This window comes from Spirulina sp. CS-785/01 (assembly GCF_028330525.1).
Taxonomy (GTDB): Bacteria; Cyanobacteriota; Cyanobacteriia; order Cyanobacteriales; family Spirulinaceae; genus JAQMSD01.
This window is the reverse complement of the sequence record NZ_JAQMSD010000099.1, coordinates 1-16,843: the sequence shown is the minus strand read 5'-3', so window position 1 is coordinate 16,843 and position 16,843 is coordinate 1. Positions and strand designations below refer to the sequence as shown.

The 16,843-nt window shown below is 46.0% G+C and carries 16 protein-coding genes and 1 tRNA gene; 5 read left to right on the top strand and 12 right to left on the bottom strand.

Going from position 1 to position 16,843, the window contains the following annotated elements:
• The first annotated feature begins 313 nt into the window (after nucleotides 1-313).
• Nucleotides 314-1,216, top strand: coding sequence for a heterocyst differentiation master regulator HetR (gene hetR, locus PN462_RS05690; protein ID WP_443029077.1), 903 nt, complete (start codon nucleotides 314-316; stop codon nucleotides 1,214-1,216).
• Nucleotides 1,217-1,407: 191 nt separating this feature from the next.
• On the opposite strand, the gene PN462_RS05685 is transcribed toward hetR, so the two are convergent.
• The 5 genes from PN462_RS05685 to PN462_RS05665 all read right to left on the bottom strand — a co-directional run bounded on the left by PN462_RS05685 (nucleotide 1,408) and on the right by PN462_RS05665 (nucleotide 4,833).
• Nucleotides 1,408-2,277 (bottom strand): prohibitin family protein, encoded by an 870-nt coding sequence (locus PN462_RS05685; RefSeq protein ID WP_272127049.1) that lies wholly within the window; start codon nucleotides 2,275-2,277, stop codon nucleotides 1,408-1,410.
• Nucleotides 2,278-2,309: 32 nt separating this feature from the next.
• Nucleotides 2,310-2,747: a tellurite resistance TerB family protein gene (locus tag PN462_RS05680; RefSeq protein ID WP_272127048.1), complete on the bottom strand. Its 438-nt coding sequence runs from the start codon at nucleotides 2,745-2,747 to the stop codon at nucleotides 2,310-2,312.
• A 188-nt stretch (nucleotides 2,748-2,935) separates the two neighbouring features.
• A tRNA-Gly gene (locus tag PN462_RS05675) sits at nucleotides 2,936-3,006 on the bottom strand.
• Between the two features lie 44 nt (nucleotides 3,007-3,050).
• Nucleotides 3,051-3,680 (bottom strand): HEAT repeat domain-containing protein, encoded by a 630-nt coding sequence (locus PN462_RS05670; RefSeq protein ID WP_272127047.1) that lies wholly within the window; start codon nucleotides 3,678-3,680, stop codon nucleotides 3,051-3,053.
• Between the two features lie 127 nt (nucleotides 3,681-3,807).
• Nucleotides 3,808-4,833 carry an ABC transporter ATP-binding protein gene (locus PN462_RS05665; protein WP_272127046.1) on the bottom strand — a complete coding sequence of 342 codons (1,026 nt, stop codon included), beginning with the start codon at nucleotides 4,831-4,833 and terminating at the stop codon, nucleotides 3,808-3,810.
• Nucleotides 4,834-4,998: 165 nt separating this feature from the next.
• Between PN462_RS05665 and PN462_RS05660 the strand changes: the two genes are divergently transcribed.
• Entirely contained in the window at nucleotides 4,999-5,466 is a 468-nt protein-coding gene (locus tag PN462_RS05660) for a CYTH domain-containing protein (protein WP_272127045.1), read from the top strand.
• Nucleotides 5,467-5,510: 44 nt separating this feature from the next.
• On the opposite strand, the gene PN462_RS05655 is transcribed toward PN462_RS05660, so the two are convergent.
• Nucleotides 5,511-6,437, bottom strand: a complete 927-nt coding sequence (locus PN462_RS05655; RefSeq protein WP_272127044.1) for a phosphate/phosphite/phosphonate ABC transporter substrate-binding protein — start codon at nucleotides 6,435-6,437, stop codon at nucleotides 5,511-5,513.
• A 322-nt stretch (nucleotides 6,438-6,759) separates the two neighbouring features.
• On the opposite strand from PN462_RS05655, the gene PN462_RS05650 reads away from it, so the two are divergent.
• Nucleotides 6,760-8,913, top strand: a complete 2,154-nt coding sequence (locus PN462_RS05650; RefSeq protein WP_272127043.1) for a Tex family protein — start codon at nucleotides 6,760-6,762, stop codon at nucleotides 8,911-8,913.
• 229 nt (nucleotides 8,914-9,142) lie between these two features.
• Here the strand turns inward: PN462_RS05650 and PN462_RS05645 are convergent, their stop codons facing one another.
• The 6 genes from PN462_RS05645 to PN462_RS05620 form a co-directional block, all read right to left on the bottom strand.
• On the bottom strand, nucleotides 9,143-9,754 hold the full coding sequence (locus tag PN462_RS05645; protein WP_443029076.1) for a CP12 domain-containing protein: 612 nt from the start codon (nucleotides 9,752-9,754) through the stop codon (nucleotides 9,143-9,145).
• Between the two features lie 436 nt (nucleotides 9,755-10,190).
• Nucleotides 10,191-11,681: a UDP-N-acetylmuramoyl-L-alanyl-D-glutamate--2,6-diaminopimelate ligase gene (locus tag PN462_RS05640; protein ID WP_443029075.1), complete on the bottom strand. Its 1,491-nt coding sequence runs from the start codon at nucleotides 11,679-11,681 to the stop codon at nucleotides 10,191-10,193.
• Between the two features lie 183 nt (nucleotides 11,682-11,864).
• On the bottom strand, nucleotides 11,865-12,869 hold the full coding sequence (locus tag PN462_RS05635; protein ID WP_272127040.1) for an arsenic resistance protein: 1,005 nt from the start codon (nucleotides 12,867-12,869) through the stop codon (nucleotides 11,865-11,867).
• Between the two features lie 68 nt (nucleotides 12,870-12,937).
• Nucleotides 12,938-13,306, bottom strand: coding sequence for a rhodanese-like domain-containing protein (locus PN462_RS05630; protein ID WP_272127039.1), 369 nt, complete (start codon nucleotides 13,304-13,306; stop codon nucleotides 12,938-12,940).
• A 198-nt stretch (nucleotides 13,307-13,504) separates the two neighbouring features.
• Nucleotides 13,505-14,086, bottom strand: a complete 582-nt coding sequence (locus PN462_RS05625) for a D-glycero-alpha-D-manno-heptose-1,7-bisphosphate 7-phosphatase (protein WP_272127038.1) — start codon at nucleotides 14,084-14,086, stop codon at nucleotides 13,505-13,507.
• Nucleotides 14,087-14,142: 56 nt separating this feature from the next.
• Nucleotides 14,143-15,102 (bottom strand): glycosyltransferase family 9 protein, encoded by a 960-nt coding sequence (locus PN462_RS05620; protein ID WP_272127037.1) that lies wholly within the window; start codon nucleotides 15,100-15,102, stop codon nucleotides 14,143-14,145.
• A 185-nt stretch (nucleotides 15,103-15,287) separates the two neighbouring features.
• Here PN462_RS05620 and ispD point away from each other — a divergent pair, with 185 nt between their 5' ends.
• Both ispD and PN462_RS05610 read left to right on the top strand, forming a co-directional pair.
• Nucleotides 15,288-15,965 carry a 2-C-methyl-D-erythritol 4-phosphate cytidylyltransferase gene (gene ispD, locus PN462_RS05615; RefSeq protein WP_272127036.1) on the top strand — a complete coding sequence of 226 codons (678 nt, stop codon included), beginning with the start codon at nucleotides 15,288-15,290 and terminating at the stop codon, nucleotides 15,963-15,965.
• A 50-nt stretch (nucleotides 15,966-16,015) separates the two neighbouring features.
• On the top strand, nucleotides 16,016-16,843 hold an 828-nt coding region (locus PN462_RS05610; protein WP_272127035.1), incomplete at its 3' end, for a serine/threonine-protein kinase.

The following is a 16,843-nucleotide window of genomic DNA, read 5'->3' as shown; positions in this document are numbered from 1 at the left end:
TCTATGCCAAGAGATCTGTGTTCAGGTATTTTGATTAAAAAAGTGGGGTTGGGCATCGCCTCACTCAAAAACGCGAAGTCTCGTTCAAGGGATGGAGAAGCCCACGCTCTAATCTCCGATTGAGCGTGGGAGTATGTCACAGAAATCTTGCCGATCTTAGAGGAAAATGTAACAATGAGGGAAAGGATTGTTTAAACAATTTACATTAGGGTGCTGAGAATCAAGACAAGTTAGGGGAGAACTGTACAATAAAACCCTAGCGACGAGTTCTAAGCAACATTGCCATTTCCGAAGAATGCCATCATCACCCGATATTACAACCGACACCGATTTAATCCGTTCTTTTAGCCCCAGCGCCATGGATCAAATCTTGTTTTACTTGGCCTTTAGTGCCATGCGAACCAGTGGGCATCGTCATGGGGCTTTTTTGGATGCGGCTGCCACGGCAGCGAAATGCGCGATTTACCGAACCTATATCGAACAGGACGGTAATATCCGCATGACGGGACATTTACACCACATTGAAACGAAACGGGTTAAGGCCATTGTGGCCGAAGTGCAACAAGCGTTAACCCAAGGCAAACTCTTAAAGATGTTGGGGTCCCAAGAACCCCGCTATTTGATCCAGTTTCCCTATGTCTGGTTGGAACAATATCCTTGGCAACCCGGGCGATCGCGCATTCACGATAACCCCCTCGAACCGGACAAAGAAGAGTATATCAAAGAAAAACTCCCCGCTTCTCTCCCAGATGCACAGTTAATTAATTCTGTGCAGTTTTGTGACTTAATTGAATTTCTCCATCAGCGATCGCAAGAAGACTTACCCGAAGACCGACAAATGCCCATGAGTCAGGCATTAACCGAACATATCAAGCGGCGTTTAATTTATTCTGGCACGGTCATGCGCGTGGATCACCCTTGGGGACATCCCTTTTTTGCCCTCACTCGGCCCACCTATTCCCCAGCCGATCAAGAAGAACGCGCCTATACGATGGTGGAAGATACCGCCCGCTTCTTCCGCATGATGCACGACTGGGCCGAACAAAACCCCAAAGTCATGCGGGTATTAGAAGAACTAGATATCCCCCCCGAAAATGTCGAAGCGGCCAAAGCGGAACTCGATGAAGTCATCCGCGCTTGGGCTGATAAATACCATCAACGGGGAGGACAACCCATGGTTTTACAAATGGTATTTGGAAAAAAAGAAGATGAATAATGGGTAACGGGTAATAAGTAATGGGTAATGAATAATGGAGAACATGAAATCCCGTTAACCCTTATTAAAACCGAACCGTAGGGGCAATTCATGAATTGCCCCTACGCTGCTGTCTTGTTCGTCTCGCAACCCGTTAAACACGGGTTAAAACTCTTAGCCTTGGGTTGAAACCCAAGGCTTATTCTCCGTCATTAAGACTTTCCGGTTTTTACCTCCTCCTGTTCTAACTGTTCTAAATTAAAGATAAACGGGACACTAGCATTCTTAGAATCGCCGCTAATGACTAACACCTTGGGCATCTGCGCTCCCCCTTGTCGCCAGGCTTCAATAGCTTCTTTTTGTAGCACCAATTCACCCCCCTGGGCTTTCAGGGTTTCGGCTAACAAGCGTTGGGCTTCTGCACGTCCTTTCGCTCGGTTAATATCCGCTTTCGCCTGTTGTTCGGCTTCCTTGGCTACATAAACCGCCCGTCTTGCCCGTTGTTCGGCAATTTGTTTATCTTCAACGGACTTAGCAAATTCTTTAGAAAATGTCAAGTCAACCACACTGGTATCCAAGACAATAATGCCGTATTTTTCCAAACGACTGCTCAGGGCGATATCAAAATCCTTTTTCAGTTGCGCCCGTTCCGTAATGGCTTCTTCTACCGTCCGCAAGGCGGCTGCAATTTTAAAGGATTCTTGGGTTTGGGGAGCAATCACTTTCGAGACTAAATTCTCTAAAGTCCCTTGAGTTCGGCGAATTTGGACGACTTGTACCGGATCAAGACGAAAGTTAATCGCAAAACTTGCCGATAATTCTTGTAAATCTTGGGTCGAACTTTGGGCGGGGACTTCAAATTTCTGCACGGTGACATCATAAATATCTACCGCCGAGACTAGGGGGGGTTTAAAATGGATTCCTTCGAGTAAGGCCCCGTCTCTTGCTTTACCTAAAATACTGAGAACTCCTGCTTGGCCGGGGTTAATAATGACAAAGGAATTAAATCCGATAATCACTAATAAGGCTAGGATAACTCCTCCAATCAGGGGACGCAGATCGGGGATAGATTGATTCTTCAAGGTTCTTCTCCTGTCGGGTTCGGCTTTTTGGTTTATTTGGCTTGATCAGCGATCGCTGTGCGATAAAGAGTTTGAACCGTTTTCAAAATTTTGTCAAAAATGGTCTGATGAGGTTCGTTGGTCGGATCAAGAGCTTGGAGTTGGCTTAACAACTTGGCTTCTTGGGTTTGTACCTCCCCATCACTATAAATTAAAGCACTTAATGCTTCGAGCAGTTCTTGATAATCTTCGGGGTTATGATTTTCACCGAGATAGGCTTTCACCCATTCATAACATTTTTCGGGACTCACTTGTTTAATTTCAGACAGTAAGGGCTTAATTTCGGGGTCTTCCGCTAACCCCTCGTCTTTGGCCATGTTCTGCAAATACTGGCGTTCTTCCGGTTGAATCACACCATCAATCCATGCGGCCCCAATGAGAATTTTTAACAATTTTTTCGTTTTTGCCAGGTTATGAGTTGGGGATTTCATAATGTTTTAATCATTTAAAATAAGATAACGGTAGATGTCTCCCATTTTAAAGGAGTCTGTCTCGTTTGCAGGAAACGTGACATTTCATAACCTTGTGTTGGTTCAACTTGAGTGATTTTTGAGTAGAACCAGGGAAAACTCATCGAGCCTTTCTCCTGTAATGCCCGCTATATGAGCCTTTTATCCAAAGCGGGTAGCGAGAATCGAACTCGCAACTACAGCTTGGGAAGCTGTCGTTTTACCACTAAACTATACCCGCACGAATCTATTAATCTAGGGTAAGATTCCCAATTTGTCAAGTCCTCAAGGGACTTTTTCCTCTAATCGCTGTAAGGCCAGCACTACTCGCGCTTGGACGGCCAATTGGGGTTCTCCATTGCCTCGCTGTTGCAGGTGTTCGCTAATGGGTCCAACAAAGGCGGGTTGTTGTTGGGCGAGTCCTTCTAAGCCAACAATGGCCGCATAGCGAACCACCCATTCTACATCGACTGATATCTGCAAGAGGGCTTGTAAGGCTTTCTCCTGTGCTGTTTTTTGCTTCTCTGGGGGGAGTTTAGACCATTGCAGACTCCCTAACCCTTTGGTGGCGGCCCGGCGGACACTGAGGGCAAAATCATTACTGGCGGCTTCTAAGAGGTTTTCGAGGGCATGGGGATGGCCAATTTCGGCTAAGGCACGATTGGCCCAAGCTCTCGCCCCGTAGTCATAACTGTCGATATTGTTTAATAAAATCGGGACGGCCACATCGCCGAGTTTGACTAATCCTTCGACGGCAGCGATCGCAGCCCCCGGATTATTGTACCCCAACACTTCAATCAGCATGGGGATCGCGTCCGGGTCTTGGAGTTGAGCCAGCTGACGCACCGCTTGGATCAAACTCCCTGGGGAACTGGCTGCGTGAACAGCTTGAATCGAAGAATTCAGGTCACTCATGAGGCAACAGCGTAGGACAAAACACTATGGTAACAGAGATGGGGGAGTCGGGAGTCGGGAGATAGGGGAGATGGGGGAGATGGGGGAGATGGGGGATAACAAGGATTGATTAATTATCAATTACCCATTACCCACTACTCATCTGCTGTTTCTTCTCTTTTTTCATATCTCGCATTCCCGCAGCGGCCAACTCGGCATCCATGAGGGTGCGTCCGGTGGCGGCTAGGTAAACGTCGTCTAAACTGGGCCGGGATTGGGCCATGCTGAAGACGGGGATGTTCAGGTCTTGGAGGGATTGTTCGATCTGGGTTAAGGGGTTACTGTTCCGTTGAACCACTAAATTTAGGGAGTTTCCTTGGGCTTCGTTAATGATGGCTTGTTCTACAAAAGGGAGGGTTTGCAGTTTCTCTTTGGCTTGTTGGGCTTCTTCGAGGGCGGCAAATTCTCGAATGCGGAGGGTAACGCGATCGCCGCCTACCCGATCTTTTAGGTCTGAAGGTTTTCCGGCAGCTAACACTTTACCCCGATCAATAATCGCCAAATGATCCGCTAAAGCGTCCACTTCCTCTAAGTAATGACTGGTGATCAGAACCGTTGTCCCCGCTTCGCGCAATTTACGCAGGAAGTCCCACACCACAAAACGACTTTCAATATCTAACCCCACGGTGGGTTCATCTAAAACTAAAACATCCGGTTGATGGAGTAAACCTGCCGCCAGATCAAGGCGTTTACGGATTCCGCCGGAATAAGTCCCGGTTTTTTGATCGGCGTATTCTTGCAACCCTAAGAGGTTTAAGAGTTGTTCGATGCGCGGCTTCATGCGATTACTGGGGAGGTGGTATAAGGCCGCCTGGAGTTCTAATAATTCTCGTCCGGTGAGAACTTTATCAAGGGCGACTTCTTGGGCGACGTATCCGAGGCGTTGACGGGCTTCTCTGGGGCGTTCAACGGCAGATACCCCACAAACTTCAATTTTGCCGGAATCGGGCTTGGCAAGGGTACATAAGCAGCGTATGGTTGTGGTTTTCCCGGCCCCATTGGGTCCGAGTAGTCCGAAGATTTCCCCCGGTTCGACGGTGAAGGAGATATCTTGGACGGCTTGGGTTTGACCGTAATTTTTTTTCAGGTTTTCGATAAGGACAGCAGCAACCATAGGTCAATTTGTTTACAAATCTCAATGATTTTATCTTAATGTAATGTGGAGTGGTCTTAATTGGTCAACGCTTAAAGAGAGGACTACCAATCCATTGCTTCCTTGCGTTGGGGGGATCATGGCGGATTAAACTGAGAAGGAAGTGATCCAACTGGGGAAATGCTCATGGCACAGGAAATTGAACGGAAATTTTTGGTCAAGGGTGAGGAATGGCGCAATTTGGGGACGGGGGAAGTGTACCGTCAGGGGTATTTTCCCACGGAGGAGGGGTGTACTATCCGGGTGCGGGTTGTGGGAGAACGGGGGTATTTGACGATTAAGGGGAAAACTCAAGGGGTGTCGCGGACGGAGTTTGAATATGGGATTCCGGTGTCGGATGCGGAGGAGATGTTGGAGGAATTGTGCGATCGCCCGTTAATTGAAAAAATTCGCTATCAAATCCACCAAGGGGACTTACTCTGGGAAGTGGATGAGTTTAAAGGGGAAAATGAAGGTTTAATTGTAGCTGAAGTGGAATTATCCTCAGAAGATCAAGATATCTTTTTCCCTCATTGGGTTGGGGAAGATGTGTCCCACGATCCCCGCTATTATAACATCAATTTAATGAAGTTTCCTTATCAGTATTGGCAATAAACATATACCTTGGGTTTGAACCCAAGGCATATATCTAAAGGGAGCTAATCTTCCTGGACTCCAACTAATTCTTGTAACCGTCGAATGGGTTCATAATCTTTATCTTGCACCAAGGTAAACCCAGAGGACTCGGTATTGGTAATACCGACTATATCGGCAGGTGCATTAATAAAGGCTTTTTGTAATTGACCTTTTAAGTCACTGGATAATTTACCATTAATCACATAAGGACTATTAGGAATGGGATCAGATTTCCACATTACCTTATACTCTCCTTCGGGCAATTCTCCAGAGGCGGTTGCTTCCTGAAAAGTGCGATAAGTCATGGCAGCAGCATCAATTTCCCCTTGAGCTAAAGCGGTGGCGTTTTTATCATGACCGCCAGCATATTTTACTTCCGCAAAGTCCGTATCGGGTTTAATTTCGGCTTCCTTAAAGGCTGCACTGGGGACTAAAAACCCTGATGTTGAAGATTCACTAACAAAGCCAAAGCGTTTATTTTTTAAGTCTTCTAGGGATTCAATGCCACTATTAGCCCGAACAACAATAACACTGGAATACCAAGGTCTGCCACTATCTTCATCAATATGAGCCACCAAGGGTTCAAGATGATCATTTTGTGCTTTGGCTTTTACATAGGAAAATGTCCCAAAATAAGCCATCATGACTTCTTCATCTACCATTAATTGCACCAGATTATCATAGGTTTCGGTTAATTCAACCGTGACAGGAATGCCTATTTGATCTTTTAAGTAATTTGCCAATTGATCAAATTTTTGTTTCCGTTCATCGGAACTGTGGGAGGGGATAACTGCAATCTTGAGAACTTCAATTTCTGCCTCTGACTCCATCGTTTCGGTTGTCTCTGAGTCGTTGACTGTAGATTCAGAGGTTGAAGGAGGAGTAGAAGAACACGCGACAGTGAAAACAAGCATTAAACTAGCAAGGCTAGCTAATTTAGGGAACTGCATAAATACTCCTTCTCTATTCGGAAATTATCCATGAATTGGGTTTAATTACGTTGGCTTATCATAGTTGCAGGTCAACTTCCCTGATTGACACCCTGAGTTGTATCTATGATCGCCGTTTATTGTGCCATATTGATATTAAAATCAGGTTAATGATCCGGCGAGGAAATTTATAAAAAATTTACGAGTATTTACGGTTTGTTTCTTTTCAATTGGCCGGGGAGTTGCTGTATCTGCTGTAAGGGAGGGGTCTGGGGTCTTGCGATCGCGCAATGAACCTCAGACAGGTTACAATGGTTGAGCAGGTGTCCTCCTTATCGTAAACATGACTCAACCGAATTTTGCGGCAGTGATTGCCCAAGAATTATCCCTCCGACCTCGTAATGTGGAGAATGCACTAGAGTTATTCGCAGAAGGGGGGACTATCCCTTTTGTGGCCCGGTATCGGAAGGAACGCACAGGAGGACTCGATGAGACGCAGTTACGGGAAATCAGCGATCGCATCTCCTATTTAACCGACTTAGAAAAGCGCAAACAGACCATTCTCGACTCCATCGAGGAACAAGACCAACTCACCCCAGAATTGGAACAACAAATCCGCAACTGTTGGCAAAAAAACGAGTTAGAAGACCTCTACCTCCCCTACAAACCCAAACGACGCACTCGCGCTACAGTTGCTAGAGAAAAAGGATTAGAACCCCTCGCTAATTGGATTAAATCCTTAAATCAAACCAACAGTCCCCAAGGGAATTTAAGTCAAGAGGGTGAAAAATATCTTAACCCCGACCAAGACCTAAACACCCCAGAAGATGCCCTACAAGGAGCATCAGACATTCTCGCCGAAGAAGTCTCCGAAAAATCCCACCTTCGCGCCTATTTACGGGACTATTTATCCCAAGAAGGAGTCTTTGCTTCTAAAATCAAAAAAGACTATCCCGAAGGCACAACTAAATTTGAAATGTATCGGGATTATCGGAGTAAAGTCACTAAAATTGCCCCTCATAACATTTTAGCATTATTTCGCGGAGAAAGCGAGAAAATATTAAACTTAGACATCGAATATGATGATCAATTTGTACAGTCTTACTTAGAAGAACAAGAAATTCACACCCAATTCCCAGAGGTGCGGCAATTCTATCAAAAAATGTTAGCCGATGCCTTTAAACGCTTAATGCGTAACTCCCTCATTAGTGAAATTCGCTCCCAATGTAAACAATACGCTGATTTAGAATCCATTAAAACCTTTGAAACCAACCTGCGAAACTTACTCCTATCTCCCCCTGCGGGACTCAAACCCACCCTTGCAATAGACCCCGGATTCCGCACTGGATGCAAGGTTGCCGTCTTAGATAAAACCGGACAATTCCAAAAATATCAAGCCATCTTCCCCCATTCCGGAGAGAAAAAACGCCAAGAGGCAGCGCAAACCTTAGCCACAGTAATTCAAAATAATGCCATCGAATTAATTGCCATCGGTAACGGAACAGCATCAAGGGAAACCGACCAATTTGTTGGGGAAGTATTGAAAAAATTAGACCAAAACCCCATTAAAGTTATGGTCAATGAATCCGGGGCCTCTATCTATTCTGCCAGTAAAGTGGCACAAGAAGAATTCCCCGACTTAGATGTTACAGTCCGAGGAGCAATTAGTATTGGTCGAAGACTCCAAGACCCCCTCGCAGAATTAGTAAAAATTGACCCTAAATCCATCGGAGTAGGACAATATCAGCATGATGTTGATCAGAAACTCTTAAAACAGAAACTCGAAGAAACCGTCGAAAGTTGTGTCAACTATGTTGGAGTCGATTTAAACACCGCATCCAAAGAACTGTTAACCTTTGTTTCTGGACTCACCCCCACCATTGCCAAAAATATTATTGCTTATCGGAATAAAAACGGCACATTCACCAACCGGAAACAACTGTTAAAAGTGAGTAAACTAGGACCCAAAGCATTTGAACTGTCTGCGGGTTTCCTGCGTATCCGTCACGGAGATAACTCCCTCGATAATACCGCAGTCCACCCCGAAAGTTATCCCCTCGTGGAGCAGATGGCCACAGATATGGGGGTTTCCCTCTCCCAACTGAGTCAAATGCGGGATAAGGTACGCAAGATTAATTTAAAGCAATATGTGACAGAAACGGTGGGTTTACCCACATTAGAAGATATTGTCGAGGAATTAGAAAAACCGGGACGTGATCCCCGTGAACAATTCCAATATGCAGAGTTTAAGGAAGGAATTAATGAAATTACTGATTTAGAGGAGGGAATGGAGTTAGAAGGGGTGGTGACAAATGTAGTTAATTTTGGTGCATTTGTAGATATTGGAGTGCATCAAGATGGGTTAGTGCATATTTCACAAATGGCGAATTATTTTGTTAATGATCCCAAGGATGTGGTGAAAGTGGGGGAAGTGGTGAAAGTGAGAGTTTTGGAGGTGAATGAAAAGTTAAAGCGAATTGCTTTGTCGATGAAGTAATGTCACTTTAATACACCTTGGGGAGAGATGGGGGAGATAGAGGAGATGGGGGAGATGGGGGAGAACAAAGAACCAAGAACAAACAACATTACTGTTTACTGTTTACTGTTCCCTATTCCCAGTTCCGGAGTTCCCTTTTTCACAAACAACAAACAAAAACCAAAAAGAGAGACATGAAAAACATATCTCTCTTAAACATCTCTCAACTACAAATCATTGTGAGTGGCTTTTAAGTATCGTACATCCGTGCTTCTAACGCATCCGGATATTCCTCACAATACTCCTCAAAATGGGTTTTTTCAATGCGTTCTGCTCGTTGGTGAGCGTATTCCGCTTGTAATTCCTCAACGATATCCCAAGCGGCTGCACATTCGGGAGCAGAGGGGCCTTTTTCGGAACAGATGGCCCGGGCCACATCTCTCGCTTTAACAATTTCTTCTTGTAGAGTGTGTTCTCGCGGTTTTTCCACAAAATCACTCTTGGTAAGAATATCGGTAATGGAGATAACGCCCAATAAAGTATCCTTAATGACAGGAGCGCGGCGAATTCCGGTATTGGCAAATAAACGAGCGACGTATTCCACCCCAAGATCGGGATTAATGACAATACAGGGTTTGGTCATAACTTCGTAAATCCGTACCTTTTTGGGGTCTTTCCCGTAGGCCGCAACGTTATAGACAATATCGGTTTCGGTCACGATTCCGTAGGCATCTTCATCGGTGCGTCGATTGACAATTAACGATCGCAGTCCTTTTTCTTTCATTAATTTCACTGCGTCCGCAACCGTCGCTGACCCCCGAATGGTAACAACATCAGTGGTCATTATTTCCGATGCTTTCATCATGATGAGTCTTTCTCCCAATTAAAACTGGTTCTGTCTGAGGTCAGAGTCCACAACAGGCTAGGACACCTGTTCCCAGATGTCACCTGAAAGGGTTTAATCTGGAAAACAGCGCGATCCGCTAGATTGCCCTGTCCCTACACTTTGATCCTACTCTGATGGGGGAACTCTCCGAAAGTGGGATTTATTATTCTTCATTTTTGAGTATTTATACGGGTTGGGTAATTGGTAATTGGTGATGGGGGAGTTGATAGGGGATGGTTGATGGTTGATAGTTGATAGTTGACGGTTGAACCACAAAGACACAAAGGACACAAAGGGAAGATGGGGGAGATGGGGGAGATGGGGGAGAACAAAGAACCAACTGTTCCCAGTTCCGGAGTTCCCAGTTCCGGAGTTCCCTATTTCACAAACAACCAAGAACAAAGAACAAAAATCAACTCTCTAGTCTAGCTTGGAGAGCGTTTCGCGCTTGTTCTCGGTCATCGAAGTGGATTTTCTCTGTCCCTAAGATTTGATAGTCTTCGTGACCTTTTCCGGCGATGAGAACGCCATCTCCGGGTTTGGCCTCTAGAATGGCTTGACGGATGGCGGTTGCGCGATCGCAGATTACTCTTGGCTCAACAGTATCAGGAATCCCCTCTACAATATCCGCTAAAATCCGCTCTGGGTCTTCTGTGCGGGGATTATCAGATGTGACCACCGCCAGATCAGACAAGTCCGCCGCAATTTTCCCCATTTTAGGACGTTTGGTGCGATCGCGGTCTCCCCCACAACCAAACACACAAATTGACCGTTCCGGAATAAAAGGCCGGGCCGCAGTCAACAAATTCTCCAAACTATCCGGAGTGTGAGCATAGTCCACAATCACACTAATATCCTGTTCTGGACTCACTTGCACCCGTTCCATCCGTCCTGGCACACCTGGAAACTGAGGCAGCGCGGCCACAATTGGCTCTAATTCTACCCCCAACTGTAACGCTGCCCCCGTCGCTGCCAACAGATTCGCCAAATTAAACTGTCCCACCAAAGGCGATTGAAACGCAGCCTCTCCCTTGGGACTGTGTAAAATCCCTTTAACCCCCGTCGCTTCATAACTTAAATCACTCAACCATAAATCTGCATTCTGTTCCCGCACACTGTAAGACCAGGCTTTCTCCCCCAACTGCTCAATTAACCGCTTTCCATAGGGATCATCCCCATTAACAATCCCCCGACTTTGCAGATATTCCTCATGAAACAGGAGAGCTTTGGCCGCAAAATAATCCTCCATCGTCGGGTGAAAATCCAAGTGATCTTGGGTTAAATTAGTGAACACCGCCACATCAAAAGCACACCCCTTCACTCGGCCTTGTGCCAACCCATGGGAACTCACCTCCATCACCGCATACTCACTCCCCGCATTCTGTGCTTCTGCGAGTTGTCCTTGCAGATCAACCGCAAAGGGAGTGGTATGAACCGCCGTTTTCTCGTATCCTTGCCACCGGACATACAGGGTCCCTAGTAACGCAGTGGGTAAATTCGCCGCTTTTAAGAAAAACTCAATTAAATGGGTTGTGGTGGTTTTCCCATTTGTTCCTGTCACTCCCACCATTTTTAACTGTTGGCTGGGGGAATTGTAGAAACGACTGGCAATTTCGGCGCAGGCCGTGACCAGATCAGGTATTTGTAGGACACACGCGCCATTTTTGGGGGGACATTTGGCGGCGGCCTGGGGAGAGATCAAAGCGGCAATTGCTCCCGATGCGATCGCGCTTTCCCAAAACTCTCCTCCATCCACCCGAGTCCCCGGCATCCCAATAAACAAATCCCCCGCCTGACAAGCGTGGGAATTAGTCGAGAGTCCTTTCACCTCGCGTTCCAGATGGGGATGGTTGGGGAGTTTCCCCAGTCCAGACACCGATTGTAGTAGTTCTTTTAATTTCATCGTCATACACTCCTCAGATTACGCAGGACGGCAGCAATCCGCCATAAGGGAAATTGCTTATAGTTCTAACAAGTTTTTCACTTTCTGGACAGATTCTGAAGATAAAAGTTAAAAATTAAAACAAGAAAAGGGTTAACCAACGGTTAACCCCCTTGAAAAAACGTGCTGCGATGCAAGGATGCTTTAACGTTGTGCTTCGGGGGAGGTGGGGAGGACTTCTTCTTCTTTCGCTGCCCCGAAAATATTATCGGTAAATTTCACATACCACGCGGCGGACTGGACTTGAATAATGTACGCCATAGCAATAATTAAAGCAATATCTGCCCCTTGTTCTCCGAAAACGGTCATGGCAATAGCCAGCGCAATGGATAAGTTACGCATTACTGTACCATACACCAAAGCAATGGCATTTTCTCGGCTAAATAAGATTTTGCCTACTATGGTACTTAATCCGAAGTTGACCACATAAATAATTAATAGGGGAACAAATAAGGAAAGAATTAAAACTGGGTTCTCAAAAATATTCTTTGCTTTTAAGGCCATCGCCACAAAAACAATCCCTAACACACCCAGAGTCGAAAACGCAGGGAATTTTTTCTTGAGGTTTTTCTCGTAGCGGTCTTTCCCCCATTTCCAAATGACTGCCTGTTTGGTGGTAATCCCTAAAATCATGGGTAATAAGACAATGATCACAATTTGTTTAAAGATATTCCCCAAGGGAATTTCAATGGCTGTTCCCATTAACCATTTCGCATAGAAAGGGGTGGCTAATGACCCTAAAATTAAGCCAATGACGGTCATTTTAATGGCGGCGTTGATATTGCCTTTGGCAAACCCTGTCCAAGAAATGGTCATGCCACTGGTGGGGAGTAAGGCGGTGAGTAATAACCCTAGTTGAATTAAGGGATCATCGGGGAAGAAAACTAAGCCTAACCCAAAGGCAAAGAAGGGAATGATGGCAAAGTTAATAAACTGTGTTACCAGTTGAACGGGATAATCCCCTCCGGAAAAAACTTTTTGAATTTGTAAGTTAATCATCATGGGATAAACCATGAGAAAGGTGAGGGGAATAATTAAGGCTTTCAGGAAACTAGGATCAAAGAAATAACCAAAGGCTATTCCGGCAATCATAAAGGCCGGAATTGACCAAATTAGATTTTTTTTCAGACTAAATAAGAAATTCCACATGATAATTAGTAGTAAGTCAACGTGAGGGGGAAAGTGTACGAAATAGTGGGAATTGGGTTAACCTCTGGTTATATTTGACTTCCTCCGGTACAAGTTTCTAAGCCGGATTTTTTCCAACCCATCATGCCTTCGGTGAGGTTGTACACTTGGCTGTAACCTTGTTGGGTGAGGAGTTGGGCGGCGATGGGGCTACGGTGCGCGGTGAGGCAAACCACGGCGATGGGAAGGGTTTTGGCACGCTCTCGAAACCATTTCGGCAATACCCAACGCTTTAACCCCGGAATTCTAGCCAGCATGAGGCGGAAAAGGCTGATATTTACGGCGTTGGGGGCGTGGCCGGAGAGATATTCTAGTTGCGATCGCACATCCACCAACAACGGCGGATTCTCCATAGTAGTATAGGTTTGAGGCGAAATATTCTGATAATTAGTTGTCATAAAATTCTATTCTTTTATATCGTCAATAAGTAATATAACCAGAAACTAATAAATAACACAAGACAAAAGCAGGAGTTATTAAAATTTGTTAACCCCTAGGTGAAAATTACATAATATTAAGTTATGTGACACCGCCCTCTAAAACTTACTCAAACTTGTTCATTTACGGACGTGGGGCTGGCCGTCGGGGGAGCTAAACTATTCCTGCTGCAAAATCCAATCCACCGCCTCTGGTAAATCCTTGGCCAAATAATCCGGTTTCGCGTGGTGTTGATAGGTCCCCGCTAACACGCTTTGGCCATAACCTGTAGTAACGAGAATCCCCTTCGCGCCAGCATTCCGCGCCAAATCCACATCCGTCGCTTTATCGCCTACCATAAAACTGCCCCGAATGTCAAGATTATATTCCCAAGCGGCAGCCACCAGCATCCCGGTATTAGGCTTACGCCAGGTACTCCAGCGAGCAAACCCTTGCTCCACCCCGCCCGCCGGAGGGCTAAGATAGGGGCAATAATAGAGCGCGTCCAACTTCGCCCCGGCCTCCTCAGCTAACAAGCGCACCAGACGCTCATGTAACGCCTCCACATGGGACACGGGATAATACCCCCGTGCGGGGCCGGCTTGGTTAGACACCAAACAGCAAAACCACCCCGCCTCATTGAGGCGACGCACAGCCCGCGCCACCCCAGAAATAAGCTCCAAGTCCTCAACCTTGTAAAGATAGCCCTTCTCAACGTTGAGAACCCCATCTCGATCCAGAAAAACTGCTCTTTTAGCCACGCTATATTGTCTCAATCACAGTTATGGGTCATTGGCTAATGATCATTATGAATTGATCACTGCCAAATCTTCTCAATCACCGTCATGGGAGCGATATCCGCAATAGATTTACTTCGGGATTGCACCGCCACACATTTGTCATTATCAGGGGGAATGAGCTTACTAGAGTCTGTCGGGCCAAAGAGAGCAATGGTATAAGTTCCCACCGCAATAGCCAGGTGCATCGGCGCACTATCGGTACAGAGCATTAAATTTGCCCCAGCAGTCATCGCCGCCAATTTGCCAATATCTGGGGGAGACACCACCTTAACATTGGGTAAATTGGTAGTCATTTGCTGGACTAACTCCGAATCTTCGGGCCCTTTCACCACCACCACGGGGAGATTGGGTTGTTTGTCTTGGATATTCTCCACAATTTGCAGCCAGCTTTTCACCGGATACACCTTATTAATGCCTTTCTCCAGTGCCAGCTTACTCGATCCGCCATGCAGGAGAATATAGCCACTGTCTTTAATTTCAAGGCGTTTTTGTTCGTTTTCTGCCCAGTCAATATCAGACTTCGGCACATTTATACTCACGGGAGGACAGGGGGTGTGAATGCCTAGCCCATGCACCAAATCGTGATACATCTGAGCCGCATACTGCTTGGATTTAAGCGGCACTGTATGGGTGAGAAACCAGGATTTATCACCTTCGTATCCCACCCTAACCGAGATACCATTCAACCAGAGGAGGAAACCCACAACCCACCGTTGTCCAAGGGTGAGGGCAATATCGTACTCGCGATCGCGGATTACCCCTAACAAGTTCAAATAATCCGCCAAGCCATTCCGATCTTTGTAATCGAACAATAAAACTTCATTGACATTCTGGCAGACACGGTATGCCACCTTAGCACGAGGTTCAACTAAAACATCAATGGCCGCATCCGGGTATTGCTGTTTCAGAGTTGCCAAGGTTGGGAAAAATAAAATTTGATCGCCTATTCCGCCGGGGACAAGTGCCAGTATTCGCATCTCAATCTATTCAAGGTTAGATGTCATGCTCATTTTACCTTGTTGTTGTTGGTTCTTTGTTGTTTGTTGTTGGTAATGGGTAATTGGCACTGGTGACTGGTGACTGGTGACTGATCAGGCCATGCTCCTACAAGGCTCGATTTATGGTAAGTTCATCACTGTCAACACTCAACTGTCAACTGTTAATGCACCTATTGATTCCGGCTGCTGGACTGGGGAAACGGATGGGCAGCGATCGCAATAAACTCCTGTTAACCCTCTTTGACCAACCCCTGTTAGCATGGACATTACAAGCGGCACAAGCCTCAAAAACCATTACTTGGATCGGTTTAATCGGGCAATCCTACGATTTCTCAGCCTTTGAAAAGATTTTAGCCGCCTTAAACCTCACAAAACCCGTCGAATGTATCCAAGGGGGAGAAACCCGCCAAGAATCCGTTTACAACGGCTTACAAGGGCTACCAGAGGGCGCAGAACGGGTTTTAATCCATGATGGGGCCCGGTGTTTAGTGACCCCTGATCTCTTTGATCGCTGTTCAGAAACCTTGCAGACTTGTCCGGGTTTAATCGCTGCCGTTCCCGTGAAAGATACCATTAAAGTAGTCGGCGAAGATAGCGTCATTCAAGACACCCCCAACCGTAAACACCTCTGGGCCGCCCAAACTCCCCAAGGTTTTGAGGTAAAGTTATTAAAACAATGTCACCATCAAGGCCGAGACTTAGGATGGGAAGTGACAGACGATGCGGCCTTGTTTGAAAAATGTGGTTTACCCGTTCGTATTGTTGAGGGAGAGGAGACCAATTTAAAAGTAACAACACCTGTCGATTTAGCGATCGCAGAATTCATCCTCAAACGTCGCTAAGGTCATCCTAAAACTTGCTAAACTAGCGGTTAGGCGACTCTGCAAAACTCATGCGTCAATGTCTTAACCCCGACTGTCTCCACCCCAACAACCCGGACAACTCCAAATTTTGCCAGAACTGCGGCAATCAACTACTGTTAGAGAATCGCTACTATGCTGAATGTATCTTAGGACAAGGCGCGTTTGGCCGTACTTTCCTCGCTAGAGATAAGCATAAACCCTCAAAACCCTTTTGTGTCATTAAACAATTTCTCCCAGAAACGTCAGACACCGAGAAAGCAGCCCAATTGTTCGAGCGAGAAGCCCAACAATTAGAAGTCTTGGGGACACATCGCCAAATTCCAGAGTTATTTGCCTATTTTACTTCTGGGAATCGTCAATATCTGATACAGCAATTAATTAAAGGTCATACCTTAAAGGCAGAGTTACAGCAAAAGGGCAGGTTTAGCGAAAGGCAAGTCAGAGAATTATTGGAGAGTTTATTAACAGTTCTGCAATTCGTCCATCGTCAGCGCGTGATTCACCGAGATATTAAGCCAGAGAATATCATGCTGCGACAGAGTGACAGTAAGCCCATCTTAATTGATTTTGGAATTGCCAAATCCATTGTCCCGACAATGACGCAGCAATATGCCAATTATATTGTTGGGACAGAAGGGTATGCACCCCTAGAGCAAATGCGGGGGCGAGTCTATCCTGCTAGTGATATTTATAGTTTGGGGGTGACGAGTTTAGTTTTAGTGACATACTCCCACGCTCAATCGGAGATTAGAGCGTGGGCTTCTCCATCCCTGGAACGAGACTTCGCGTTTTTGAGTGAGGCGATGCCCAACCCCACTTTTTTAATCAAAATACCTGAACACAGATCTCTTGGCATA